24 protein-coding genes and 3 pseudogenes are annotated in these 23,903 nt (G+C 67.7%); 12 read left to right on the plus strand and 15 right to left on the minus strand.

Annotated elements, in window-relative coordinates:
• A partial coding sequence (locus tag AB8A24_RS23575) for a hypothetical protein (RefSeq protein ID WP_369477522.1) occupies positions 1 to 277 on the plus strand: 277 nt, incomplete at its 5' end.
• Positions 278 to 382: 105 nt separating this feature from the next.
• On the opposite strand, the gene AB8A24_RS23580 is transcribed toward AB8A24_RS23575, so the two are convergent.
• Positions 383 to 568 (minus strand): hypothetical protein, encoded by a 186-nt coding sequence (locus AB8A24_RS23580; protein WP_369477524.1) that lies wholly within the window; start codon positions 566 to 568, stop codon positions 383 to 385.
• 246 nt (positions 569 to 814) lie between these two features.
• On the opposite strand from AB8A24_RS23580, the gene AB8A24_RS23585 reads away from it, so the two are divergent.
• Positions 815 to 1,030 (plus strand): transposase family protein, encoded by a 216-nt coding sequence (locus tag AB8A24_RS23585; protein ID WP_369477621.1) that lies wholly within the window; start codon positions 815 to 817, stop codon positions 1,028 to 1,030.
• Positions 1,031 to 1,149: 119 nt separating this feature from the next.
• On the plus strand, positions 1,150 to 1,971 hold the full coding sequence (locus AB8A24_RS23590) for an SMI1/KNR4 family protein (protein WP_369477526.1): 822 nt from the start codon (positions 1,150 to 1,152) through the stop codon (positions 1,969 to 1,971).
• A gap of 204 nt (positions 1,972 to 2,175) precedes the next feature.
• On the opposite strand, the gene AB8A24_RS23595 is transcribed toward AB8A24_RS23590, so the two are convergent.
• From AB8A24_RS23595 to AB8A24_RS23610, 4 genes are all read right to left on the minus strand, one after another.
• The gene (locus tag AB8A24_RS23595; protein WP_369477528.1) at positions 2,176 to 2,514 is read right to left on the minus strand and encodes a hypothetical protein; all 339 of its coding nucleotides are present in this window, start codon (positions 2,512 to 2,514) and stop codon (positions 2,176 to 2,178) included.
• 538 nt (positions 2,515 to 3,052) lie between these two features.
• Positions 3,053 to 3,253 carry a helicase associated domain-containing protein gene (locus AB8A24_RS23600; RefSeq protein ID WP_369477530.1) on the minus strand — a complete coding sequence of 67 codons (201 nt, stop codon included), beginning with the start codon at positions 3,251 to 3,253 and terminating at the stop codon, positions 3,053 to 3,055.
• Positions 3,254 to 3,478: 225 nt separating this feature from the next.
• Entirely contained in the window at positions 3,479 to 4,378 is a 900-nt protein-coding gene (locus tag AB8A24_RS23605) for a hypothetical protein (protein ID WP_369477532.1), read from the minus strand.
• 24 nt (positions 4,379 to 4,402) lie between these two features.
• The gene (locus tag AB8A24_RS23610; protein WP_369477534.1) at positions 4,403 to 5,146 is read right to left on the minus strand and encodes a hypothetical protein; all 744 of its coding nucleotides are present in this window, start codon (positions 5,144 to 5,146) and stop codon (positions 4,403 to 4,405) included.
• 176 nt (positions 5,147 to 5,322) lie between these two features.
• Between AB8A24_RS23610 and AB8A24_RS23615 the strand changes: the two genes are divergently transcribed.
• Together AB8A24_RS23615 and AB8A24_RS23620 are read left to right on the plus strand one after the other, a co-directional pair.
• Positions 5,323 to 6,122 (plus strand): IS5 family transposase gene (locus AB8A24_RS23615; RefSeq protein ID WP_369477622.1). Its coding sequence is split into 2 segments (ribosomal slippage): positions 5,323 to 5,658 and positions 5,661 to 6,122, totalling 798 coding nucleotides; the frame shifts between segments, so codons are not numbered across the junction.
• Between the two features lie 166 nt (positions 6,123 to 6,288).
• Positions 6,289 to 6,657, plus strand: a complete 369-nt coding sequence (locus tag AB8A24_RS23620) for a hypothetical protein (protein WP_369477536.1) — start codon at positions 6,289 to 6,291, stop codon at positions 6,655 to 6,657.
• A 7-nt stretch (positions 6,658 to 6,664) separates the two neighbouring features.
• Here AB8A24_RS23620 and AB8A24_RS23625 read toward each other — a convergent pair.
• The 8 genes and pseudogenes from AB8A24_RS23625 to AB8A24_RS23660 form a co-directional block, all read right to left on the minus strand.
• Positions 6,665 to 7,838, minus strand: a pseudogene (locus AB8A24_RS23625) (IS30 family transposase).
• Between the two features lie 272 nt (positions 7,839 to 8,110).
• On the minus strand, positions 8,111 to 9,568 hold the full coding sequence (locus tag AB8A24_RS23630) for a protein kinase (protein ID WP_369477538.1): 1,458 nt from the start codon (positions 9,566 to 9,568) through the stop codon (positions 8,111 to 8,113).
• A 201-nt stretch (positions 9,569 to 9,769) separates the two neighbouring features.
• Positions 9,770 to 10,576: a hypothetical protein gene (locus tag AB8A24_RS23635; protein ID WP_369477540.1), complete on the minus strand. Its 807-nt coding sequence runs from the start codon at positions 10,574 to 10,576 to the stop codon at positions 9,770 to 9,772.
• Positions 10,573 to 10,821, minus strand: a complete 249-nt coding sequence (locus tag AB8A24_RS23640; RefSeq protein WP_369477542.1) for a hypothetical protein — start codon at positions 10,819 to 10,821, stop codon at positions 10,573 to 10,575. Before AB8A24_RS23640 ends, AB8A24_RS23635 begins: the two co-directional genes overlap by 4 nt.
• The gene (locus tag AB8A24_RS23645; protein WP_369477544.1) at positions 10,818 to 13,025 is read right to left on the minus strand and encodes a Mucin-19; all 2,208 of its coding nucleotides are present in this window, start codon (positions 13,023 to 13,025) and stop codon (positions 10,818 to 10,820) included. Before AB8A24_RS23645 ends, AB8A24_RS23640 begins: the two co-directional genes overlap by 4 nt.
• Before the next feature lie 10 nt (positions 13,026 to 13,035).
• On the minus strand, positions 13,036 to 14,478 hold the full coding sequence (gene dnaB, locus AB8A24_RS23650; protein WP_369477546.1) for a replicative DNA helicase: 1,443 nt from the start codon (positions 14,476 to 14,478) through the stop codon (positions 13,036 to 13,038).
• A gap of 83 nt (positions 14,479 to 14,561) precedes the next feature.
• Complete coding sequence (locus tag AB8A24_RS23655) at positions 14,562 to 15,602, minus strand: hypothetical protein (protein WP_369477548.1); 1,041 nt, start codon at positions 15,600 to 15,602, stop codon at positions 14,562 to 14,564.
• A gap of 638 nt (positions 15,603 to 16,240) precedes the next feature.
• Entirely contained in the window at positions 16,241 to 16,984 is a 744-nt protein-coding gene (locus tag AB8A24_RS23660) for a GntR family transcriptional regulator (protein WP_369477550.1), read from the minus strand.
• Between the two features lie 437 nt (positions 16,985 to 17,421).
• On the opposite strand from AB8A24_RS23660, the gene AB8A24_RS23665 reads away from it, so the two are divergent.
• From AB8A24_RS23665 to AB8A24_RS23675, 3 genes are all read left to right on the plus strand, one after another.
• Positions 17,422 to 17,973 carry a hypothetical protein gene (locus AB8A24_RS23665; RefSeq protein ID WP_369477551.1) on the plus strand — a complete coding sequence of 184 codons (552 nt, stop codon included), beginning with the start codon at positions 17,422 to 17,424 and terminating at the stop codon, positions 17,971 to 17,973.
• Between the two features lie 94 nt (positions 17,974 to 18,067).
• Positions 18,068 to 18,277 (plus strand): hypothetical protein, encoded by a 210-nt coding sequence (locus AB8A24_RS23670; protein ID WP_369477553.1) that lies wholly within the window; start codon positions 18,068 to 18,070, stop codon positions 18,275 to 18,277.
• 105 nt (positions 18,278 to 18,382) lie between these two features.
• A complete protein-coding gene (locus AB8A24_RS23675) occupies positions 18,383 to 19,675 on the plus strand; it encodes a tyrosine-type recombinase/integrase (protein ID WP_369477555.1) in 1,293 nt (430 codons plus the stop codon).
• A gap of 665 nt (positions 19,676 to 20,340) precedes the next feature.
• On the opposite strand, the gene AB8A24_RS23680 is transcribed toward AB8A24_RS23675, so the two are convergent.
• Complete coding sequence (locus AB8A24_RS23680; protein WP_369477557.1) at positions 20,341 to 20,736, minus strand: hypothetical protein; 396 nt, start codon at positions 20,734 to 20,736, stop codon at positions 20,341 to 20,343.
• 65 nt (positions 20,737 to 20,801) lie between these two features.
• On the opposite strand from AB8A24_RS23680, the gene AB8A24_RS23685 reads away from it, so the two are divergent.
• A complete protein-coding gene (locus AB8A24_RS23685) occupies positions 20,802 to 21,914 on the plus strand; it encodes a tyrosine-type recombinase/integrase (RefSeq protein ID WP_369477559.1) in 1,113 nt (370 codons plus the stop codon).
• Between the two features lie 428 nt (positions 21,915 to 22,342).
• Here AB8A24_RS23685 and AB8A24_RS23690 read toward each other — a convergent pair whose 3' ends face one another.
• Complete coding sequence (locus AB8A24_RS23690) at positions 22,343 to 22,558, minus strand: hypothetical protein (protein ID WP_369477561.1); 216 nt, start codon at positions 22,556 to 22,558, stop codon at positions 22,343 to 22,345.
• Positions 22,559 to 22,910: 352 nt separating this feature from the next.
• Between AB8A24_RS23690 and AB8A24_RS23695 the strand changes: the two are divergent.
• The 3 genes and pseudogenes from AB8A24_RS23695 to AB8A24_RS23705 form a co-directional block, all read left to right on the plus strand.
• A pseudogene (locus AB8A24_RS23695) lies at positions 22,911 to 23,147 on the plus strand (WhiB family transcriptional regulator); the annotation flags it as partial.
• 75 nt (positions 23,148 to 23,222) lie between these two features.
• Positions 23,223 to 23,399 (plus strand): hypothetical protein, encoded by a 177-nt coding sequence (locus tag AB8A24_RS23700; RefSeq protein WP_369477563.1) that lies wholly within the window; start codon positions 23,223 to 23,225, stop codon positions 23,397 to 23,399.
• A gap of 204 nt (positions 23,400 to 23,603) precedes the next feature.
• Positions 23,604 to 23,774 (plus strand): annotated as a pseudogene (locus AB8A24_RS23705) (DUF5999 family protein); the annotation flags it as partial.
• Positions 23,775 to 23,903 lie beyond the last annotated feature (129 nt).

Here is a 23,903-nt window from a genome sequence, read left to right on the forward strand (position 1 = left end):
CGACGCCCTGAACTCCCCGTTCTTCCGCGACGTTCCCCTCGAGGAGCGTCCGCAGGCGCTCCGCGCGGTGGTGGACACTTTGCTGCGGGCCCCGACCAAGGGCAGGGTGACCATCGGGCCCACGTCGATTACGGTCAATGGGCTGAAGGTGACGTTCACATTGACGCCTGACTGCGCCGTGGTCCGCAGGCTCAACCCGCCGAAGCCCGGCAACAACGAGCCCGCGCGATATCGGGCGGACCGCTGGAAGCTCCCCCGCCCGAAGAAGAGCGAGTAGCAGCTCCTTGCCGGCCTTCGAGTCGGCCCGGGGCGACTTCACCGCCGGTGGTACGAACGCAGTCGCGGGCTCCCTGATGGTGGAGCCCGCGCGCGTGCGGGTTGTTCAGGCAGCAGATACGTTGCCGATGATGTCCTGGGCACGGCCGAGTGCCGTGGGAAGCAGTCTCGACGCCGCGTTGATGTCGAGGAGCACGTTTTCCAGGTGGCACTGGGCTTCCGCGATGTCGGAGCCGTCCCGCGTCACGACATCGCCGTCACGCGCGAGGTCGGCGATGTACCACGCAGCCATCGTCCGTACTCGCAGGCGAACCGGGGATGCCAACCGGCCGAACTACAGCGGGGAGCACAAGGCCCATGGCCTGCTGTTTCTCGCCCTGACCGACGAGCGCGGCAACCTGGTGGATCTCGGCGGCAAGGCCGGGCCGCTCCAGCGAGGTAACCACCGCCCGGCACAACAAGATCACCGCCAAGCTGCGGGAGGCCGGCCTCGGGGCGCTGGCGGACCTCGGCTTCACCGGCCTGGACGACGATCCGGATCGTCACCGGCCGCAAAGCGACCCGCGGCCATCCCCTCAGCACCGCCCAGAAGGAAGCGAACAAGCTGATCAGCCGCGAGCGCGCGGCGAACGAGCACGGCTTCGCCGACATGAAGAACTGGTGGATCCTCACCAAGGTCGGCATGAACGCCCGACACGCGACCACGCTCCTGCGGGCCCTCCTCGTGCTGACGAATGCCGAGGTCAAACGGTGACGGGCGATCACCCAATGCCGCGAAGTTAAGGCGTCGCGGCCGGCGCGAGCACCCCAGTCCCGGCCCACGCCAGCCCCATGACCTGAGCTTTAGGTTGGACGATCCCTATTGTCAGTGCGGTGCGCTTCACTGCCGTCATGGATCTCACGCAAACGACCGTCAACGACCTGCTGGCCCAACTCGGCCCGGGAGACAGCTACATTCACCTGCCCAGCGACCTGGACCCGCAGGACCTGACCGACCTGCTCGCCGACAGGTACGGCGCCCCGCGCACCCTCGTCCTCGACGGTTTCACCGATCCGACGGTCGACGAGTCCAGGGGCGCGGCTCTCCTCGCCCTCTTCGAGGGCCGGGCCGTGAAGATACGGGCATGGGCCTACGGGGATCAGTGGGTCGGCGCAGGTACGGCGCGCGACGCCGAGGGCGCCGAGCGGCCGGTGTTGGTGGTCGCTCACAGGGACGTGCCAGAACCCTTGGCGGTCGCTCCGGATGATGACGAGGATGTCGACTGGATGGAGCGGCTCAGACGGATCACCGGCTGGACACAGCCCGCCCAGCGGACGGACGTGGACTGGGCGGAGGTGGAATCGCGCCTGGGCACCGCGCTGCCGAGCGACTACAAGCGCATGGTTGAAACGTTCGGTAAAGGCGCCTTCGACGGATATCTGGACCTGAATCAGGAGCCGTGGACGGGTCTCAGGGAGGACGGGCTGCTCATCTGGGCGGGCACCGAGCACGAGGACCTGTACTGCTGGAGGGCCGACGGCGACGACCCCGACCGTTGGCCCATCGTGGTCCGGTCCTTTGACGGCGAGGACGTCCCCTTTGACTGCCAGGCTGCGGAGTTCGTCTGCCGCATCCTTATCGACCCGCACCACCCATTCACGATGGCCCGCTATTTCGACACCCACTGGTTCATGAACTACGGGGAAAGCGGTTGACCGATCCCGGTCCCCGACATCGCCAAGAAGCTCACGATCAGGGCCGGAAAGAATGCGGGCAAGTCCCCTTCCGTCGCCTCGCTGTACCGGGCACTCGCGGAAGCCGAGGCCGCCGCGGTGGAGGATGGCCTGCTGCTCCGGCCCAAGCCCGTCCGCATCCGTAAGCCAGAGGAACCGCTCACCCCTGCGGAGATCGACCTTGCGCTATTTGTCCGGCCCCTCGCACACTTCACTGACCATGCTCTCCCATGACGTCACCTCGTCTTGAGCGGCATCGCGCGCGGAGCGGGCGAGCTCCACACTGTTCTTCTTCGCCTCGATCACTGCCGGGGCTGCCCCCGACGTGCGCAGGGCTGCGAGCTCACGCTCTTCTTCGCCCAGCCGATCGGAGGTGGCTCCAAATCTCCCCTCTGCCTGCTTCAGCCCCGCTTTGGCGCGTCGACATGACTCCGCACTACCCATCTCATCAGCTCCTCGCTGCGCAACCATCAGGTAAGGAGAAAACTCCCCGAGCAGTCTTTCTTGCTTGTCAGCGCTACGCACTTCGACTCGGCTTTATGGCTGAGTGCATCAGACGTCGGAACTGACTCGGCAGGCGATGCGTGAAGGGGAGGACGCCGCAGCGCGTATGTACCAACTCGCCTGACCGACCCGCAGATATCCGTGAGGCATGTAGGTCTGGAGAGCACTTGCCTCACATTCCTGACAATTCATTTGCACCCTAGATAATCTCCGATACGCCCGCCGGCAGTGCTGCCGCGAGTGCCGTGAGGTGGCCCAGGACGTGGTAGACGTCGCGGAGGTGAGCCTCGGCTCCGCCGTCGACCGCATCGACAGCCCTGCAAGGCTGCGATGTCGCGAGCGGCACTGCTGGCGAGCTGGGCGGGTGTCTTGGTGGTACTCGGGTCGGTGGTGATCATCTACTTCCCCCTCGTGGCGGGCGTGGGCCACAGTGCGTGGCCCCGCGTTCAGTCTGCTGCTCTGGTGTGACAGACGGCGGAACGGTATGAGCGGGCCTACGGACTTGCGCGGCGTCCGCTGTAGGTGGTGGCTACCTCGATGTCCTTCGGATCGGCGTCCGCTAGGGCCAGCGCATGTCGAGCGCTGACAGCTGCTCGACGCGGTCGGGCGTCAGCTTCGGTGCTTTGGTGCGCTGCTGGCTGATCCAGGCCCCGAGCCGCACGGGTTCGCCGTCGACGTCCTCGGTGTGGCTGCGCGGTACGTCGAGGTTGCCGACCCGTGCTCGGTACTGGGCGGCCGCTCGCAGGTTGTGCGCCCACATCTCCTCCCGGGTCCGCTTGGCGGGGGCGGGGGTCTGCGTGATGCCGAGCGTGGTGAGCAGCTCCTGCTGCTCCCCGGCCAGCTTCCCGAACCCCTGGCGCTGCGCGGCGGCCCAGCGGCCGAGGTCCTCGCCGTCCTCGACGAGGATGCCGGAACCGTCCGGGAGCCTTCCACTATTGGTAACTACGGCTAACGGATGTTGGGGAGTACCTCGGATCTGGAGGTGTCACCTATCGCGAAGCCAGTCCTCGTCGGGCTCCCAATCGGCGTAGTACTCGTCGAATGTCATGTCGATGGGAACCTCCTCGGCAAGATCCCCAAGCTCCTGGTCGCCATCTAGGGCGAGGCCGCAGGCGGAGCAGTTGAAGGCGTAGGGAGCGAAGTAGACGCCTTCATCGCTACTCAGGGCGTGGGTCTCTCCAACGAGTCCGCCCCGTGACCCACAAGCCGGGCATAGCGCTTGCTCGACGTGTTCCCCATGGGCAGGTGACGGCTGTGGCTGAGTGATCGTGGCCAGCACGACCTCTCGCTCCTTCGGAGACAGGTGCCCGTATCGCTGTGCGAAGACCGCTCGCGCTTTGACGAGTTTGCTCTCCAGGCCAATGAGGGCTTCCTCGACATGCTTTGCGATCAACATGTCGTGGAGTTGCTTGTCGTCGCCCCAGTAGGTTTTGGGGTCTATCTGCAGCTCTGAGAGCAGAGGGTCGATCACTCGGAGGCACGTCGTGAAGACGGTCTGGACCTCAGCGACGTCGTGGATGCCGACATGTGCAACGCCGTTGCGTGCGACGGCGACCGGCAGGAAAGTCTTAGCGTCGATGGGCAGCTGCTTCCGCAGGAGCCCGTGCACTCGCTTGTGTGCCTCGACGACGCCGATGGTCTTCGCTCGGCTCAGGTCGGCGGAGGCGAGGGTGCCGTGGCCTGTCGCGTGAAGCAGGGAATTGAAGTCCTGGCCTTCGGCGATCAACGCCGGGTGAAGGTTCGCGAGGTATGCCTTGAGCAGGTGCTCTGCCGCGACCCCGGCGTGATGGACCGCGAAGTCGTATGACTCCGGTCCCTGCGAGAAGGCGGCCAGTGCCCCGGACATCCACCGTTGTGACGAGACCTTGAGCTGTTCGGATTCCATGTCCTGGACCCTAGGTCCGATCGGTCATGGGGCGGGCCGGGTTTTCGGGGCGGAGTTTCGTGGGTGCGGCCGTTTCTGGACCTCGGCGGCGTAGCGGGCCCAGTTGCCTCCGCTCTGGGTCCAGGCGGTGGCGGTCTCGGGGCTGATGCCCAGGTGCTCGGTGAGGACCGCGGCTGGAAGCTGGGTGGAGAGGTCCATCAGGGCTGCGGTCCGGCCGGGCCGGGAGTAGATGCCCAGCCGTTTGAGGCGGGTCCCGAGGCGGTAGTCGCTGAGATGCCGACCTGTGAAGGCGCCCGGGAAGAGCCAGGGGGAGTCCGCCGTGATGCCCATGGTGGAGTGGCCCTGGCGGCGTGCCACGAGCTCTTGGGCGATCTTGTCCAGGGGTTCAGGCAACTGCAACGGCTTCTTGCCCAGCATCAGCGAGTTGGCCGTTCCCTCGATGGTCACGCTGGTGACCGGCAGCTGGCTGATGACCGTGAGGGGCTGGGCATAGAGGAGGACGAGAAGCCCGGCGAACCGGTCCTCGATGGCCAGGCTGTCGTCGTTGATGAGGAGGCGGGTAAGCCTCCAGCGGTCAGCGTCGTCCGTCGGCTGGACGTGGCTCGCCTTCTCCCGCGACGGAATCTCCAGCCTTCGGCCGGTGTGGCGGTTCTGGCCGCACCACTCGATGAACCCGCGGGCGTTGTAACGGGTCGAGGTCCCGGCGTCTATCCACTCGTCCAGGTGAGATTGGGAGCAGAGCCCGAGGCTGGTGTCGTGGTCCCGCAACCAGGTCAGCAGGGCGACCGCCGCGCGGATGCTGGCCCGGACCGACGCTATTTGAGTCGAGGTGAGCGGCCGCTGGCCGGCCTCGCGCCGGAGGCGCCGCAGATGGTGCCAGGTCGCGAAGCGCCTAAGACTTCATCTCATTTGGAGGATTGGGTAGGCTGTCGATCGTGGTGGGGATTGTTGACCGGCTGGTGCCGGATGAGTTGTGGGTGCTGTTCCAGCGGGTCGTGCCGGAGGCGCCGTCGCGACCGCAGGGCGGTGGTCGGCGTCGGCATGGCGACCGGGAAGTACTCGCCGCGATCGTGTTCGTTGCCACGTCGGGCTGTACGTGGCAACAGTTGCCGACGGCGTCGTTCGGGCCGTCGGGGGCGACGGCTCACCGGCGTTTTTCCGAGTGGAGCAAGGCCCGGGTGTGGGCCAAGCTCCACCGCCTGGTCCTCGACGAGCTCGGCGCCCGCGGTGAGCTGGACTGGTCCCGCTGCGCGATCGACTCCGTGAACATGCGGGCCCTGAAAAGGGGGACCTGACAGGTCCGAATCCTGTCGACAGGGGCAAGTTCGGATCAAAGATCCATTTGATCACCGAGCGGACCGGTCTGCCCCTGTCCGTCGGCATCTCGGGCGCGAACCTGCACGACAGTCAGGCCCTCGAACCCCTCGTTCGCGGCATACCGCCCATCCGTTCACGCCGCGGTCGCCGACGGCGCAAGCCCGCCAAGCTCCACGCAGACAAGGGATACGACTACGCCCACCTGCGGAGATGGTTACGCGGACGTGGCATCAAGCACCGCATAGCCCGCAGGGGCATCGAGTCCTCACAGCGACTGGGCCGCCACCGCTGGACCATCGAACGCACCATGGCCTGGCTCGCCGGCTGCCGCCGCCTCCACCGCCGCTACGAGCGCAAAGCCGACCACTTCCTAGCCTTCGCCAGCATCGCCTGCTCCCTCATCTGCTACCGAAGACTGACCAAATGAGATGCCGTCTAAGCAGTGGCTCCGCTGGGAGTTCCCAGCCGAGCCACTGCTGCGTTGTCGGCGGGAGTGGGCTGCCCGTTCCGGCGAGCCCGGGGTTGAGTGGCTCACGGAGTCCCGCCTGGCCCCCGCTCCTCAGCCCTCCACGGGCAGGAACAGAATGAGCCTCATGAATGACGGATCGGACTGGCCGACGGACAATCTGACCGCGCTCCGACTCGGTAGGAGGCTGGTTGCGGAAGTTCCGGCATCGCGGCCAGATCGCCGCGCATTCGTGGCCATCCGCCCCGCGCGGAGCGAGCCTGATGTCCAGGCTCGGGACGAGGGCTGGGTTCGCAGCGACGTTAAACGTAGCTTTCGGCTGGAGCATTGGGAGTACGACCGCGAGCGCATGGATGGCTTCGACTACGACATCGGCTCAGCACTCATCGGGTCCGCCGCCGCCCCGGACGAGTCTGAGCTGAACACCGTGCTCAACGCATGGGGCGTCCGGCCCGACCTCTTCGTCTATCCCTGGGAAAGCGACGATCCCAGGTAGTCGGAGATCAGCTCAGCGGAGCTGTCAGCTCACGCAGACGCGCGGCAGGGGTTTCCCAGCCGAGCGTCTTGCGTGGGCGGCTATTCAGTTCGACGGCGACGGCGGCCAGGTCCTCGGGGGTGTGGACCGTCAGGTCGGTGCTCTTGGGAAAGTACTGCCACAACAGTCCGTTCGTGTTCTCGTTTGATCCGCGCTGCCAGGGGCTGGCCGGGTCGCAGAAGTAGACCGGAATGTCGGTGGCCACCGTGAATGCCCGGTGGGCGGCCATCTCCGAGCCCTGGTCCCAGGTCAACGACCGCCACAGATGCCGCGGAAGCGTTTCCACGGTGGCGGCGAGAGCGGTGCGCGTGGCCTGCGCGTTGTGACCGTGGGGCAGGTGGACGAGCATGACGTAGCGGGTGGAGCGCTCGACCAGGGTTCCGATAGCGGAGCGGCCGTCCTTGCCGATGATGAGGTCGCCTTCCCAACGGGATCGCCCGGTCGGCCGCCTCGGCGGGACGCTCGCTGACCATGACCATGTTCTTGACCGGGCGGCTGATGCGCTTGGCGGCGTGACGGTGCGGCCGGCGGTATGCCCGGCCGGTGCGAAGAGCCCGTGTCAGTTCACGGCGCAGTTCCCCGCGGCCCTGGACGTAGAGGGCCTGGTAGATCGTCTCGTGGGTCACGTGCATCTCCGGCCGGTCAGGAAAGCGGGCGCGCAGGACCCGGCAGATCTGCTCCGGGCTCCACCGCAGGGTCAGGTGGTCCTGTATGAAGTCCCGCAGCTCAAGGTTCTGCCCGATCTTTCCGGTCTTGGGCCGGGCGCGTCGCCGTTCAGCCCGGCGGTGGGCGTGGAACGGCTGGTAGGCGAAGCCGCCATTGGGCATGGGCCGCCGGTTGCGCCGGACCTCCCGGCTGATGGTGGAAGGACTGCGTCCCAGCTCGCACGCGATGCGCCGGATCGACGCCTTCCCCCGCAGCCGGTCGGCGATGTGAATCCGCTCCGACTCGGTCAGGAACCGGGACGTTCCAGGGCTGTCAGCGGGCTCAGGCGACACGGAAGCCGGCCCCGTCCCATAGATGGGCGGGACCGGCTTCTGGCCGTGCGGCGGTGAGTGCCAGCCGTTACGCCACCGCTTGCCGGTGCGCAGGTTGATCCCGACGATCCGCGCCGCATCCCTCGTGCTGTAGCCCTGCTCCATGAGCTCGAAGTATGCGGCGCGTTCCCGCACCAGCCTCCCTCCGCCCGGCCGCCGGTTCTCCCGGATCTCGAAGTCCATCGCATCCCCTGAGCTGGGGTGTTGCGACGACCACTAGAACGCAAGGTCCGGCCGGGGGCTTCTCCCATCCTTCGTTCGAACACCATCAGCGGGGCCCCGGATCAGCTCCGGAACCCATCGGCGCACCGTTAGCCCTGCGGCTTACAGGCTCGGGTTTCCAGGCCAACGATCGGTGTGCCAGGTGCTAGATCGGGTCAGGCACGGCGGATGGTAGGCATGAGCAGAGCCGTCACAGCGGCGGTCGCGAGCCAGGCCCCCACGCCCAATCCCAATGCCACGAGTCCCTGCTGGGGCGAGACGAGCAGGGCCGCCAGTGTTCCGTTCACCAAGCCCACTCCGGCGGCCATGTCCGTCTGCTGATCGTTGCCGCGCAGCCGCGTCAGCAGCCCGGCAATACCGGACGCGCTGGCGAAGAGGAGGGGACCGCCTGCCATCAACGTCAGCAGAGCAACCCACCAGGGGGCCGGGCTCCAGAACAGCAGCACCACCGCCACGACACCAGTGACCGCCAACGCGAGCAGGAGGGTCCCGCCGGATTCCCGCACTTGCTGTTCCCGCCTGGCCGGCAGGTCCGCCCCGTCGTCGTACAGAAGGCTAACCAGCCCCGCGGCCAACACCCCAAGCACCGAGGCCCACAGCACTGACATGTCAGCGAGGAAGACGAGGTCCGTTCCGCACAGCGCACCTAGTACGAGCGCGGCACGGCCGCGACCCCACTTCGGCGCTCGCATGTCCACCTCGGAGCGGATAGCAGCTGCCGCGGTTTGCGTATCGGCGGAAGGATCGGCCGCCGCGTCGTTCCTGCCAGGCGGAAGCATCCTGGGTGCCACACTGCCCCGGCCTGCGTCGAGCAGTTCGTCGCCCACGAGGGCGGCGCTGACCGGGCGCCGCGCCGGATCTTTGGCGAGGAGTTGCCCCACCAGCCGGTCCAGCGCGGCAGGGACCTCGGGACGGAGATCGCGGATCGGAACCGGCGTCTGCTCCAGATGCTTGGACAAGACCGATAATGCCTCGCCGGTGAACGGCGGCCAGCCGGTGAGCAGCTCGTACAGCAGGCAGCCCACTGCGTAGAGATCGGTCGTCGGGCCTACCGTGTCGCCACGGATCTGCTCCGGTGCCATGTAGCCGGGAGTGCCGATGGCCGAGCCCGTCGCGGTCAGCCCCTGTGTGGCAAGTGCGCGGCGGGCGATCCCGAAGTCACACAGCTTCATTCGCCCTGCGGCCGTGATGAGGACATTGGAAGGCTTGACGTCGCGGTGGACCACACCAGCGCGGTGTGCCGCTTCCAGAGCTTGGCAGATTTCCTCGCCCCACCGCAGCACGTCATCCACCGGGAGCGGCCCGTCGTGCAGCAACTCGCTCAGTGATCGCCCCTCGACCAGCTCCATCACCAAAAACACTGACGGAACGCCGCCGAGTTGGCCTTCGCCGACATCGTGTACCGCTACCGCGTGCGGATCGGAGAAGGCCGCCGCGGCACGCGCTTCGGCGAGCAGTCGAGTCGCCAGCACACGATCTCCCGGGCGGGCCAACAGCTTGACGGCCACCTTCCGGTGAAGGAGCTGGTCGGTACCCCGCCACACCTGACCCATGCCACCGGCGCCCAACAGGTCCTCCAGCCGATACCGGCCTGCCAGGACGCTCCCCTGCATCACTGCCTCCCTCCCTGACCGCCCGGCGGCCAGCTCTGCGCATCAGGGTGGCCGCTGGGCAGCGTCCCGCGAAATCGGATCCAGGCCCTCCTCGCGGAGGCACGCCCACCTTCGTCGACCCGGCCCACGCACCCGACGCCGGCACAGGCGGACGGCCCCCTGCAGGAACATCGCTCCTGTGGCAGGAGGCCGTCGGCTCGCTCAGTTCTGTGGCATCCAGGCACGGATCTCCAGGCCCACGATCGGTGTGCCGGGCTCGATCTTGTCGGTGTCGACGAGCCACTTCTGCACGGCGGCCGCGACGTCGCCGCCGGCCGCGTCGACCAGGGCCTTGAACTCGGCGCCGTCGAAGCCCTCCTCGCCGGATCCCGGGCCTCCGCGGTTGTCGGCGTAGGCCCGCTCCTCGGTCCCGTCGCGGCGCTGGACCACACCACGGCGTACACCGGGGGAGTCGGCCCGGCGGCCGGCGTCGTGCTTGAAAGAGCCCTTTCGGGCCCGCACGGTGAAGGCGATCTTCCCGCCGTTGGCGGCCGCGTCGTCCACCACCGGCCGCAGTCGCCCGGCGCCGGAGGCGATGTGCTGCTTGCCCGCCTTCGCGAGGGACGAGGACCAGGCCTTGACCGGCTTGCCGTCGGAGCCGATGACCGGCCGGCCCTTCTGGTCCTTGACCGTCCGCTCGGCCCGCACGCGCGTCTTGCCGCGTACGCGGGCCTTGTAGCCCTCGCGGTTGAGCCGGGGCCGCACGTGCCCGGAGGCCAGGGCCTTCAGGCTCGCGATGTCCCGCGGCCCACCGGCCTGCACCTCCTGGACCACGGCCTGCAGTGCCTCCACCATCGACGCACCCTTGTTCTTGGTGAAGAACTGCGAGACCAGGCTGGGGTTGCGGCCGAGGATCTCACCGACCTGCTTCCGGCTGAACCCCGCCCGCGCGAGCTCGTCGGTGAGCCGGGCGGCCTCGTTGCGCTGCGCGCCCCGGCCGCCCGCAGGCCTCCTCCTGCGCGGCGTCATGCGGCCGCCTCCTCGTCCTCGTCGTCACACTCGTGGTCGGAGTAGGCCGAGCCGGCGTCCTCGAACTGGCCGTCGCCCTCCTCGCCGCAGCCGTGGCAGTGCCACTCCGCGCTCCACACCACCGCGCCCTCCCGGCCGCAGTCGTGCCCGGAGTCGACGGTTGCCTCGTCCTCCCACAGGGCCTCGCCCGAGGCGCCACAGGCCGGGTGCTCCCACTGGCCGCCCCAGGCCACCTCGGCGCTCACATGTCCTCCGCTTCCAGGGCCTGGCGGGCCAGGCCCTGCAGGTAGTAGAACTCCTCGTCCGTGCGGGGGGTGGGCTGCTCCCAGGTCATGCGGCCCTTGAGCAGGTAGTCGCCCGGCTCACCGCCGTACGGCCACTCGACCGGTGCCGAGCTGTAGATGGCGTCGGTCCGGAAGGCCAGGACGCTCCCGGGCGGGAGGTGCAGCGCGCCGGCCTTCAGCGGCTTCCCGGTCTCCGGGTCCTTCGAGCTGGTGCTGCCCGACAGCAGGGCCGCCCGGGCCCCCGACCACACACCGGCCGCCCACTCCGGGTGCGCGTACTGGTCCCGCGCGAACCCCTGATTGCGCTCCCAGGTCACGTGCGTGTCCGTGATACCGGTCAGCCGCCCACCGTCCGGGAGCTCGGGCACCTCGCCGCCGGTGCCCAGCTCCAGCGAGCCGGTCGTGATCCGCGGCCGCTGCGCGAACGTGCCGATCCCGTACAGCAGGATGCTGCGCACCGCGCGGTAGGCCAGCCGGCAGGCCTCCCGCTGCTGATCGTCGCCGTGCATCTCGGCGATGGCCCGCAGGGACCGCCAGGCCTTCTGCAGCTTGGTGCTCCAGCTCTTGAGGGGGTCGCCGGACTCCCACAGCAGGCCGTCCAGGATCTCGATCCGCCACGGCATGAGCGGGTTGCGCAGCGCGAGGTTGACCTCCGCGCCGCCCGCCCAGGTGGTGAAGGTCCGGCCGCCCTCGTACGGGTAGTGCCAGGACCGCTCCCCGGGCGCCGGGGCCGGGAGCAGCCCGACGTGGTTCCAGTCCTTCGGGATCGTCACCCGCACCTGCCAGTGCGACGGCGCGAACAAGGCGTTCGTCTGCTCCTTCTCGCTCATGGCCGCGAACCGGGCGGCGGTGATCCGCTGCGGCACGCCCACGCCACTGGCCCAGGTGTGCTTGGCGTAGGCGAAGGTGCGGTCGACCTCGAACCAGCCGGGCACACGTTCAGGCACGCGCGGCGGCGCGATCAGTTCGGTGCGGCCCTGGCCGGCGGTGGCGTGCAGCAGGCCGCGGATCTCCTGCGACATGACCGGGAAGCCGTCCGCCCACTTCGCCCCGGCCTTGGCCGGGATGGTCCGCGACCACAGGTCCCGCCCGGTCTGCGACGGCGAACCCATGAGGACCACGTCCTCGAAGTGCGGCCGCAGCGCCTTCCACAACTCGACGAACGCGGCGCGCACCGTCGCGGGGTCGGCGCCTTCGGGGTCGAACCATTCGCCGACCGAGCGGATTTCGGTGTGCTGGTCCTTGCCCCGCTGCCAGCGGCCCACGGGGTTGCGCGGGTGGACCAGGTGGCCGGCCTGCCGGTCCTTGCCGCGCGAGGACTCGACCGTCCAGCCGTCCGGGAGCGGCCCGTTCAGCCACTCGGCGACGGCGTCCTTCAGGAAGTCGTGCCGCTCGCTGGACTGGTGCCACGGGTCGCCCGCGGTGATGTAGATCCGCTCCACGGCGACCGGGGCCACGGCGTAGACGGCGGTGAGGATCTCCGCGACCGAGGCCCGGCCGAGGTCGAGGCGGACGGTGCCGCCCTGCCACACCAGGACACCGGTTGCGGCATCGAGGAAGGCCATGCCCCGCGCGTCCTGCCGGAAGTTCGGACGCTTGGAGGCCAGGTCGGGCTCGGCGTGGAACCACCTGTCGCCGTCGGCGCCTTCGGGAATCGAGGGCAGGACACGCTCGGCCTCTCCCGTCCTGGGGGCAGCGGGAGCCGGTGTGGCTGCGGCCTGCTCGGATTCGGCGGGTGCCTCCAGGTCGGTGTCGGTGGACGTGGCGCCGAGGCGAGCGACGGTACCGGCCACCTCGGCGGTCTGCGGCTCCGCCGTCGGCGGCGCGACCATTTCCTTGATCGGCTCAGCGGGCGTCTGAGCGCCCAGCTGATCAACGGCGACGGTTTCGGTCACGGGGGGCTCCCCAGACGCCCCAGGGGCACCCTGGGGCGCCAGAGAGGGCACCAGGGCCACGATGTCGATAACGGAAAGGCCGGCGGCCGTCGCGATCCGGTCCGAGGTGGCCTTCGCATACTCGCCGAGCTGCCGGATCTTCTCGGCCCGGCTGTCGTGCAGCTTGCCGACCTTGGCCTGGAGCTGGGCCAGCTCGCGTTCCAGGGGCTTGAGTTCGTCGCGTACGGCCCGCAGCTCGGTGAGGCCGGCGGAGTATTCCTTGTTGTCCATCTGGTCCCCCTCAGGTGTTGGCCATGTCGACGAAGCGCGACATGTAGAGCTGCTGCGCCACGGTGATGGTTGCGGTCGGCCCGTTGCGGTGCTTGCCGACGATGATGTCGACCTCACCGGCCCGGGGGCTTTCCTTCTCGTAGGCGTCATCGCGGTACAGCAGGATGACCATGTCCGCGTCCTGCTCGATCGAGCCGGACTCACGCAGGTCCGAGACCTGAGGCCTTTTGTCCGCCCGCATCTCCGGCCCGCGGTTGAGCTGCGACAGCAGGATGATCGGCAAGTGGAGCTCCTTTGCCAGCAGCTTGAGGCTCCGCGAGATGTGACTGACTTCCTGCTCGCGGTTGTCGTGGCGCTTGCCGCCGCTTTCGACCAGCTGCGCGTAGTCGATGATGATTTCGGCGAGGTCGGGGATGCGTGTCTTGAGCCGACGGCACTTCGCCTGGATCTCGGCCAGTGAGCGCGCGCTTTCGTTGATGTAGAGCGGTGCCTCGCTGTACCGCTTGGCGGCGACTGCGAGCCGCTCCCATCCGGCTTCATCAAGTGTGCCCGAGCGCAGGTGGTGGAGGGCAACGTCTCCTTCCGCGGACAGGGCGCGCATGTTCAGCTCGTCGATGCTCATCTCCAGCGTGATGAAGGCCGCCGGGCGGCCGGCGTCGGGGATGGGCTGACGGTTCTTGCCGCGCGGCATAGTGCAGGCCCTCGCGAAGTCCATGGCCAGCGTGGACTTGCCCATGCCGGGCCGGGCGGCCACCACGATGATCTGCCCCGGCTGGAGGCCGTTCGTCAGGGAGTCCAGGTCGGTGAACCCGGTCCTTACACCGGTGATCTCCTTGCCGGACTCGGCGGCCTGGATCATGTCCAGGGTTCCTTCGAGGGTGTTGCTCGGGGTGAAGAAGTCGTCCTGCCGGTCGCGCCCCTCGGTCACGGCCGCGATCTCCGCGGCAGCAGCCGCAGTGAGCTCGTCGAGCTCGCCCGCTCCCTCGTACCCCATCTGGACGATCTTCGTGCCTGCGGCCACCAGCCTGCGCAGGACGGCCCGCTCTCGGACAATCTCGGCGTAGTACTCGGCGTTGGCGGAAGTCGGTACGGAATGCACCAGGGTGTGCAGGTACGAGGCACCGCCGATCTTCGCGAGGTCGCCGGACTTCAGGAGGGCGTCGGCAAGGGTGAGGGGGTCGACCGGGTCCTTGGCCGCCAGTTCCAGGATCGCCCGGTAGATCGTCTGGTGGGCGGGGCGGTAGAAGTCGTCGGCAGCCAGCAGGTTGGACACGTCGGTGATAGCCGTCTTCGACAGGATCATGCTGCCGAGGACCGACCGCTCCGCGTCCAGGTCCTGGGGCGGAAGCCGCTCGAAGGCCTGGTGGTCGGGCTGGTTGCGGGCGGAGCGGAAGGTGGGCTCGATGAACGGCTCGTCCTCCACTGGCGGTGCGGGGGATGGGACACTGGTCATGGATCTCTTCCTGTCGGGTAGTGGTCTGCAGCGGCGGCCGGTTCTTCGCGGGAGCGGCCGCCGCCGTCATGTCCGGGGCTGCTTCAGACAGCCGGCCGTCGAAGGCCGGTGAGGATCGAAGCGACCTTGTCCGGCATCGGGACCGGCTCGAAGTCGGGGTCTTCGGCAACGGCAGGGCGAGGCCTGGGGACGTCCTTGCGGGCGGCCAGCCGGCGGGGGAGGTCCTCGATGCGGCTCTTCAGCACCTTCGTCGGACGCTTCACGCCCTCGGGGTTCTGGGTGAGCTCTCGGACCAGGAAGACGTCCAGCTGCCAGCCCTGCTCGGCGACGATTTCAGCAAGCAACGGAGCGAGGGTTCGAGCCGTCACTCGTCCTGCGGTCCAAGGGCGGGGCAGGACCTGGAGGAACTGCGACGCTGCTTCGACCTGCTCAGCCGAGGCAGTGGGCTTCGAGAGGATCTCCCCCTCCTCCTCCCGCGCCGCAGGCGCCACACCATCCGCACCTGTCCCGAGGGGGTAGGGGGAGGAGGTATTTACCTCCTCCGGGGGGTGTGGGGGGAGCGCCGCCCGCTTCCCGGAACCCGGGAAGTGGCGTTGACCTGCGGAAACATGCCTACCACCACGTCCCGGAACACCAGATCCCGGAACACCAGATCCCCGGTTCCGGGAAGTGGTGTGACCTGCGGCAACGTCCACGTCCCCAGCTCCGGGAAGTGGAGTATCCGAGGGCTGCTGGAAGTCCGGGTTGTCGCTCGCGAACTCATAGACCTCGTACGCGACGGGGCCCTTGCGACCGCCGCCGTCGGGGTGCGGGAGCCGGATTCGGCGGATAAACCCTGCGGAGATGATGCGGTTGAAGGACTCGTATACGGAGTTCTTGCCCACGAGTTCCTGGGCGTTCTTCGCGGACCTGATACCGAGCTCCTGGAGCCGCTTCCACAGGCCCTGAACCGTGACTTCCTCCCGGCCTGCGATGGCGAAGAGCGCGTGGGTCAGCACGACGAAGTCGAGCGGGTGGACGAGCTCGCCGCCGAAAACCATCTCTCGGTAGACCGGGACGGAGCGCGGTCCCGCGCCGCGGACCAGGTGCCCGGAGGCATCGAAGTCGTGGATCGGGGCGTTCATGCCGGCACCCCCTGCGGGCGGAGGCTGGTGACGTACAGCGGCGCAGAAGCGTAGGCCTCCACCCAACTGGTGGTAGCCAGGGTGATGTCTGGGTTCACTGCACTCCTCGTGATGGAAGTCGTGCGGTGAACTCTCCGAACAAGGGCTTGCCCGAAGGCTTGCCCTCCACTCAAAAGGCCGAGGTAGCGGGCTTGCCCATTCCTGCGGGGGCTGGGCAGCCCTTCCGTGGGCAAGCCGTTGATACCGGCCGTGTGTCCGGGGACAACGGTTCGTCGGAAGCTTTGAGGCGGTGCGACCGCTGTGGCGGCTTTGTACTGGTGTGACACTTACGGTCCCTTAGTCAGGGAGCCGTGGATCAGCTGATCAACTGTGTGACTCAGGCCACTGGGCATGCCTGTACTGGGTTTGCCCGGGAGTCGTTGTCTATGCTGTTGGGTAGGTGATCGCTGGGCCCTGGTGGTCCAGGCACCCCGGCGCGGTCACCGCGCTGACCACGACTCCGATTGCTTGCCGGCGGGGGAGTCGCTTCAACGGCCGTTCCTGTGCAACCAGGGCGGCCGTTGGTCTTTCCTGCGGAGGGTGGTTCAGGGGCACTGGAGGCTCTCCTCATGTGGAGCAATTCAGCGGATCTGGGCGGACTAGGCGTCGAAGTCGTACTCCAGCACGTACGCGCGTGAGTCCAGGGTCATCTCGTTCACCTCGACGGCACGGCCGTCCTCGGCATAGGCCGTTCGTGAGATCTTGATCACCGGCGTGTCGGCCGTGATGCCCAGGCTGGCGCGCTCGTCTGCCGACGGCATACGGACAGCTACCTCCTCGCGGAAGCGGGAGGGTCCGGCGCCGAGGTCGGCGAGGCGGGCATAGATTCCGCCTGGGCCGGTGTCGGTCTGTGTAATCGGGGTTCCGGTGACAAGCGTCTCGCTGAGATATGAGGTGGACACCAGGACTGGTCGCCCGTCGACGACATGGCGCCGGCTGCGGGCGAAGGCCTGCTCCCCCTGGGGCAGGCCGAGAACCTCGGCGATTTCTGCTGGTGGTGTCACGGCACCCAGGACGTGACTGTCGGTCGTCAGGGCGCGGCTGTCGTCCGCGGCGAAGAGGGATCGGCCCGTGCCCCAGTGCTGCCGGGACAGGCGGGCGACACTTCTGCGGCGGATCGGTGTGAACTGCTCCAGCACGAAGAAGCCCGCGCCCTTGCGGGACTCCACGAGGCCCTCGGCCTTGAGCTCCCGCAAGGCCTGACGTGCTGTCATTGCCGCGACGCCGTACTGGGCAGCGAGGGGATTCTCGCCAGGCAGCCGGTCTCCCGGCCCGTATTCGCCGTTGAGGATCGCCTCCCGCAACGCTTCTGCGATTTCGCGGTACTTCGGCTGCTCGGTCATTCCGCCAGTCATCCCCTCTCCTACCTCGCTAGCGATCCTACGACGCGGCATCACGGGATCAACGGCGGCGTCCGTTTCGACACGAGGATACATCGCTAGCGAAATATTGACATCACTAGCGAGATTGGGTTTTCCCTGTCATGTCGCTAGCGAGGTCCGGTCGGGCTGAGTGAAGGGGCACAGGCACCCCCATGCCGAGAACCGCTGATCAGATCCACCGCAGCACGTCGTCCGCCCCCAAGGGGCGGCCGGGGTCGAGAGCCTCATCAAACTCCCCCGGCGCCTGACGGCCCCGACGACTGCGTGCTCGTCGCAGCGCATGCGCTGTCTGTCCTGCGGGACGCCTGACAAGCCGGGCGACCTGGAGGGCAGAGAGAGCATCGCGACGCGCCCCTTGCCTCTTCACTCACGAGGAGTCCGCATGTCTGCTTCGAATATTGAGCGCACCGCCCGCCCCCCGGAAGACCCGGACCCGTAGCCGGAACATCAACGGCCGCCCGGCACTTGTCATCTCCACCCTCCACCCCCACCAGTACGACCTGCGCCCCGCCTGCGTGTCGCTGATCTGCCCCGACTGCAAGACGTGGGTACCGATCACCGGCATCCAGGCCCGGCAGCAGAAGTTGGTTCCGCACGACACCGGCCGTGCGGGGAAGGCGCCGTCAGTCCGCTGCCAGGGCAGCAACCGTCTGATCGACGTCGATGTCGCGTACGAGACGTGGCAGGAGCGCCTCCAGGACGGCGGCGCCGAGACGGCCAGCCGGCGCCCCACCCTCGTGCTGCCCAAGGCGTTCAGCCCCCGGACTGACCAGACGCTCCGGGCTCGTGCGGAGCGCACGCCGGCCGGACGCGTGGCCGACTGGAACGCGGTACTGCCCAAGGTCGCTGACGTCGACGTCGCCCGTAGGCAGGTGCCCGCCAGCGACGCTCTGCTGGACGGCCCGTCGGTTCCGCTGACAACGCTTCACCCTCAGCGCCCGGTTTGCTGACAACGGCACGAGCAGCCTGAACGACGACAGCCCCGGGGATTGCGCCCCCGGGGCTTGTCCAGGACCTGAATCGGAGGACCTGATGCAGCTCAGCATGACACGTGGGGTGCCTCGGCCGAAGGCCGGGATCATCGACGACATCGAGCGTGAGGACAACAAGAAGGGCTTCGAGCCCGACGACCTCACCGCGTTCCACCAGCTCGTCCGCCACCTCACCGCCGACGGCGACCGTCGCGCGGCCCGCGCCAGCCGCAAGGCCCGCGGCACGCTCGCCGAGATGACCGTCGTCGGACAGGGGCGGTGACCGGGATGGACTGGCGACACAACGCGGTCTGCTGCCTGTTGACTGAACTAAGACCGTAGTTTCCGCAGGTCAGTGACCTGTGAGCCAAGTTGGCGTTAGCCGCTTGTGAACTCTCCTGAAGTACTCCGCAAGGACCTGGCGAACCTCGTCGTGCCGCAGATCGGGCGGCTGGAGGAGGTCGGGAAGGCCGAGGAGCCCTACCGGCTGCTTGATCCTTCTGGTGCTGTCGTCGAGCCGGTGGCCGAGTGGTTCGCGGACTTGCAGGCCGCGTCGAAGCCGCCGGCAACGATCCGGTCGTACGGCATGGACCTGCTCCGCTGGTACAGGTTCCTCTGGACGCTCGAAGTCCCATGGGACAAGGCGGCAAGAGCTGACGCGCGGGACTTCTCCCGATGGCTCCAACTGGCAGACAAACCAGTCCGGTTGCACTGGCGCTACCAGAAGAACGGCATCCCTGAAAGTGGTCTCCCTCCGCAGCGTCGGCCCGACCGTGGGACGCCGAACGCGGTGACCGGCAAGCCCGGCCCGGGCACGAAGTACGCGGCGACGACCAGGGCCCACTGCGAGACCGTGATCCGGACGTTCTACGACTTCCACAGCGATGAGGGCGCCGGGCCGCTGATCAACCCGTTCCCTCTCGACCGGTCCCGAGGGTCGCGAAGGAGCCAAGCCCAGAGGGCGAACGCCCACCACAACCCGATGGAGGTGTTCCACAACGAGAAAAAGGGCCGCTACCGCCCGACAGTGCCCAAACGGATCCCGAAGAGGATCCCGGACGAGATGTTCAACGCGCTGTTCGCCGCCCTGAACCACCACCGAGACCGGGCTTTGCTGGCCTTCTGGGTCTCCACCGGGGCCCGGGCGGAGGAACTCCTCACCAGCCTGGAGAAGGACGCCCACCCGGGCCAGCAGCTGATCGGGGTGATCCGGAAGGGAACTCGCGCCTACCAGGAGATCCCGGCCTCCAGCGACGCCTTCGTCTGGCTACGGCTGGCCCAGGAGGAACACTGGCGCAAGGGTGCGCCTCGAGGCTGCAACGAGACGTTGTGGTGGACCCTGCGAAAGCCCTGGCGGCCGCTGAACTATCACGCGGCCAGGGCGATGTTCATCCGGGCCAACCAGCTGCTGGGTTCCAACTGGACCCTCCACGACCTGCGGCACACCGCGGCCTACCGCATGGCCCGGGACCCGGAACTGTCCCTCACGGATGTCCAGTGGGTCCTTGCCCACGCGCATCTGTCGACGACGGAGATCTACCTGGCCGCCAGCCAGGACGAGATCGTCGAACAGCTGCTGGCCCACCACGCCCGCCAGGCCGCCGGGAAGCTTCCCGCCCCGCGGCCGCCCGCCCCTGGCTACAACGCTTCCAGCCTGGACGTTCTGTTCGGGCGGCTGTGATGAGTACCGCGACGTTACTGGTCAAAGTGCCAGCTCAGAGGCCGGTTCTGGCTCTTCGAGGCTCACAGCACAAGGCTCTTCGGCAGACGTATCCGGCGCGGTCAGCACCGGAGCCATGGCCGGCGACCTTGGCCGGGAAGGGAGAGATCCTCGACGGCCTGAACGAACTCTTCAGCAGCTCCTACAAGAACACCCGCTACATCCGGTGCCGAGGCGCCCGCAACGTTCTTGCCTGGCTCCAGCAGTTCCCTGGTGAAAGCTGGCAACAACGCTGGGCGAACTGTCCCGTCGAGACGGAGGACACCGGTCTCGCTCAGCTCCATGCCTGGGCCCAGCAGCACCGCGTTGCCGAGGGCGAACTCAAATCCGGTGTGCTGTCTCTGGCCTGCGCTGATGTCATCCGCCCGGGACCTGCCTGGCTACTGACCCGCCGCTCACGCCACTTGCGCGAAATGGTGGCCCAGTACCGCGACCCGGAAGGCTTTGCCGAGCTGGAAGCTGCTTCGGCGCCGGGAAACTGGCCCGCGAAACTCGGCCTGCAGGCCCGCAACCAGCTCGCGACGATCATCTTGGCCAAGGGCGGCAAGGTCCGCGACATCCGGGTCGGAGACTGCCTGGAACTGCGCGAGATCGAAGCCGAGATCATGACAAATAACAGCGGCCGATCACTGTTCTACCTCTGGCTCAAGGACCTGGAGGTCTTCCCGCCAGACTCGCCGGCGAACCTGCGCAACTTCCAGCGCCGGGCTGGCCAGGTCAGCGTCGAACAGCTCGTGGACCGCTATCAACTGCAGTGCCGGCCGGTCCGTGACCTGATCGTCGACTACCTCACCGAACGCCAGCCCGCTCTCGACTACACCTCGCTGGAGAACCTCTCCCGCAGTCTTGCCCAGCTGTTCTGGGCTGACCTTGAACGTCACCACCCCGGCATCGACTCCCTTCGCCTGCCGAGCCGAATCGCGACCGCGTGGAAGGACCGCATCCGCACCAAGACCCGCCGCCAGCGACAGCCGGACGGCAGCTACATCGAGATCACCGAAGTCCGCCAGAGCGCCATCCACGTGCTGAACCTCGTCCGAGCCCTCTACCTCGACATCGCCCAGTGGGCCGCCGAGGAACCAGGCCGTTGGGGCCCTGGGTCGCCCCCTACCCGATCAAGGAAACCGAGCTCTCCCACAAGAAGCACGCCAAGCGGCAGAAGGCGAAGTCGGACCAGCGCACCCGGGAACGGCTGCCGGTCCTCCCCGCACTCGTCGACGCGGCCGACCGGCAGCTCAAGGAAGCAAGGATCCGCCACGAGGCGGCCCTCGCCGCAGCTCCGGGCGCCACATTCGCCGTTTTCGGCGAGACCTACCGGCGGATTCAGCACAGCCGCTGGGCAGACGGAGTCCCCGCCACCACCGTCTACGACACGGACGGCAAGAGGATCACTCTGGGCTACTCGGAGAACAGGGCCTTCTGGGCCTGGGCGACCGTGGAGTTCCTCCGCCACACCGGCGTCCGCATCGAGGAGATGCTGGAGGTGAGCCACCACAGCATCACCCAGTACACCTTGCCCAGCACCGGCGAGGTCGTCCCCTTGCTGCAGATCGCCCCGTCAAAGACCGACCAGGAACGACTCCTGCTGGTCAGCCCTGAACTCGCCGACGTCCTCAGCGCCATCGTCTGCCGGATCCGTGACGCCTCCGGCACCGTCCCGCTCGTCCGCTCCTACGACACGGGCGAAAAGGTCTGGAACCCACCCATGCCCCTGCTGTTCCAGTGGCGCACAGGCGGCCAGAACCGGCCGATCTCCGAGACCACGATCCGCCGGGCCCTGAACGAGACGCTCGCCTTCGCCGGCCTGACCGACAACACAGGCCAGCCCCTGAACTACCAGCCCCACGACTTCCGAAGGATCTTCATCACCGACGCCATCATGAGCGGCCTTCCACCCCACATCGCTCAGATCCTCGCAGGTCACGACGACATTTCCACCACCATGCGCTACAAGGCGATCTACCCCACGGAAGCCATCGAGGCACACCGCGCCTTTATCGCCCGACGCCGGGCCATCCGGCCCGGCGAGGAATACCGCACCCCGACCAGCCAAGAGTGGGACGAGTTCCTCGGCCACTTCGAGCGCCGCAAGCTATCCATCGGAACCTGTGGCAGGGCATTCGGCACCCCGTGCATTCACGAGCACGCCTGCATTCGCTGCCCAATGCTCCGGCCCGATCCGCCCGGCGGCCCCGCCTGAATGAGATCAAGGAAAACCTCGCTGATCGTATCGCCGAAGCCGAACGCGAAGGATGGTTTGGAGAGGTGGAAGGTCTCAAGGTCAGCCTGGCTAGCGCTGACGCAAAGCTCGCCCAGCTTGATGCGCAAGTTTCACAGGCCCAGCGAGCTGTTCACCTCGGAATTCCGTCATTCAGCGAGATCTCAGCTCGGAACTGACGCTCACGTTGCGTGAGTGGAGGAGAACTCAAATGGAACATTCAGAAGGAGTTCCGCGCTTCTTCGGCATCAAAAGTGGGTGGTTGTAATGCCAAGCCGTTCAACACCTGCCATGACTCCATTGCGGGACGCGGGTGGCGGGGGTCCAGCTGCCTTCCCACAGGTCACAGCCCTGGCGCTGACATGGCAGATGGCAGGCTTGGGGCCTGCCATCCACTCCAAACCGATCTGTCAGGTGATACCTCCCAGCCCGGTGTGTATCAGCTGAGAGACTTCGTCCGCGATCTTCATGCCGTAGTACACCATCGACATGACCACGACGCCGACCGGGCCATGCACCTTGAGCCGGGCATACGCCCGGCTCGGCCTGCGGCCAGGTTCAATCGACGCCTGATTAGGACAGCCCTCAGGGGGGCATGCCTTGCAGGTGATACGTTTCTTAGCCATGGGAGGTCTCCTCGCTCGCTAAGGCTGAAATGGACCTTCCGGAGTGGGTCGCTCTGCAAAGCGACCCACTCTTTCCATGCCCAGAAGGGCGACCAGTGCGCGCGGGCCTTGGTTCGACCAGGCTGGCACCACGAACCCTACTCAGATCGTGGTCGAGTGAAACCGGATCGATCTTTCCTTTCTGTCGCCCGCTTTCTGACCCTACCGGCGCGATCTTGACTTGAAACCCCTAGATCACGAGGATCCATGCCTGCGTATCCGATCATTACCCTCGCGAAGCGCGGAACTCGGCGCCGTGGGTTGATCGGTTTCATTGCCCCTTGAGTCGGTGTCGTTCTTCTAGTTCAGAGAACGCGAGGAAGACCCGGAGCTGTTCTTCCCCATCGGCAATACCGGCCCGGCGCTCCTGCAGATCGAGGAGGCCAAGGCTGTCTGCTGCCGCTGCCCGGTCATGGAGCAGTGCTTCCAGTGGGCGCTGGAGTCCGGTGAGGACACCGGTGTCTGGGGCGGCCTGTCCGAGGACGAGCGGCGGGCGATGAAGCGCCGCGCCGCCCGCAACCGGGCCCGGAACACGGTGGCGACGGCATGAGTGACGCCGACCAGAAGCGCCTGGAGGACTGGCGACGCCGGACCGAGCAGGAGCACGACTTCGGTCGCCGCGCTCATGGCTGAGGGCCTGTACGACCGCTACATGAAGGCCGCGGCCGCCAACCGCACGCACGGCGATACCTGCAACGGGTGCTCGCCGGACGCGCGGTGCGACACCGGCCGACGCCTGTACGAGTCGTTCGCCCGGCTCCAGGACTCCTACCTCGCCCAGCAGAAGCAGAAGCGAGGCTGACCCGCCCTGCGGGACGGAAACCCAACTTCTGACCCGCGTCCCGCTGCTCCACCAGACCGGCCGCCCGCACCACGGGCGGGCGGCCTTTCGCACGCCTCCAGCCCAGGAGAGTCTCGGGCCCGCACCCCCGCAGGAGAGCCCATGCGTACCAGCACCCCGCTCGACACCGCGACGGCCACCGGCACCACCCGGCTGCCCGACTCGCTGTGCACGCACACCCCGAAGTGTCCGACGGCCGACAGCCCGGACCACGAGGCCGCACGCGTCGTGGCCGCCCACCCGGAGCAGGGCTGGGCGCTCCTCTGCAACGCCGTTCTGGTGTTCGAGGACACGGGGGAGCTCCTCCCCGACGGCCAGGTCATCGCCCCGCACCGGCTCCGCGACGAGATCGGCCAGGACCCGCAGCGGACCCTGTCCACCGCCCTGCGCCACATCGGCGAGGCCGGCGGACACGGCGACACGGACACCGCCTCCATCGCGTCCGACGTCATGGACCTGGTCATC

It is taken from the genome of Streptomyces sp. BF23-19, from assembly GCF_041106355.1.
GTDB classification, from domain to species: Bacteria; Actinomycetota; Actinomycetes; order Streptomycetales; family Streptomycetaceae; genus Streptomyces; species Streptomyces virginiae_A.

Excerpts from the sequence above, each read along its gene's own strand:
- AB8A24_RS23580 (WP_369477524.1), bottom strand. The coding sequence starts at position 568 with ATGGCTGCGTGGTACATCGCCGACCTCGCGCGTGACGGCGATGTCGTG.
- AB8A24_RS23600 (WP_369477530.1), bottom strand. The coding sequence starts at position 3,253 with ATGTGGGCGCACAACCTGCGAGCGGCCGCCCAGTACCGAGCACGGGTC.
- AB8A24_RS23605 (WP_369477532.1), bottom strand. The coding sequence starts at position 4,378 with ATGGAATCCGAACAGCTCAAGGTCTCGTCACAACGGTGGATGTCCGGG.
- AB8A24_RS23620 (WP_369477536.1), top strand. The coding sequence starts at position 6,289 with ATGAATGACGGATCGGACTGGCCGACGGACAATCTGACCGCGCTCCGA.
- AB8A24_RS23630 (WP_369477538.1), bottom strand. The coding sequence starts at position 9,568 with ATGCAGGGGAGCGTCCTGGCAGGCCGGTATCGGCTGGAGGACCTGTTG.
- AB8A24_RS23635 (WP_369477540.1), bottom strand. The coding sequence starts at position 10,576 with ATGACGCCGCGCAGGAGGAGGCCTGCGGGCGGCCGGGGCGCGCAGCGC.
- AB8A24_RS23645 (WP_369477544.1), bottom strand. The coding sequence starts at position 13,025 with ATGGACAACAAGGAATACTCCGCCGGCCTCACCGAGCTGCGGGCCGTA.
- dnaB (WP_369477546.1), bottom strand. The coding sequence starts at position 14,478 with ATGACCAGTGTCCCATCCCCCGCACCGCCAGTGGAGGACGAGCCGTTC.
- AB8A24_RS23655 (WP_369477548.1), bottom strand. The coding sequence starts at position 15,602 with ATGAACGCCCCGATCCACGACTTCGATGCCTCCGGGCACCTGGTCCGC.
- AB8A24_RS23660 (WP_369477550.1), bottom strand. The coding sequence starts at position 16,984 with ATGACCGAGCAGCCGAAGTACCGCGAAATCGCAGAAGCGTTGCGGGAG.
- AB8A24_RS23670 (WP_369477553.1), top strand. The coding sequence starts at position 18,068 with ATGACACGTGGGGTGCCTCGGCCGAAGGCCGGGATCATCGACGACATC.
- AB8A24_RS23690 (WP_369477561.1), bottom strand. The coding sequence starts at position 22,558 with ATGGCTAAGAAACGTATCACCTGCAAGGCATGCCCCCCTGAGGGCTGT.
- AB8A24_RS23700 (WP_369477563.1), top strand. The coding sequence starts at position 23,223 with ATGGCTGAGGGCCTGTACGACCGCTACATGAAGGCCGCGGCCGCCAAC.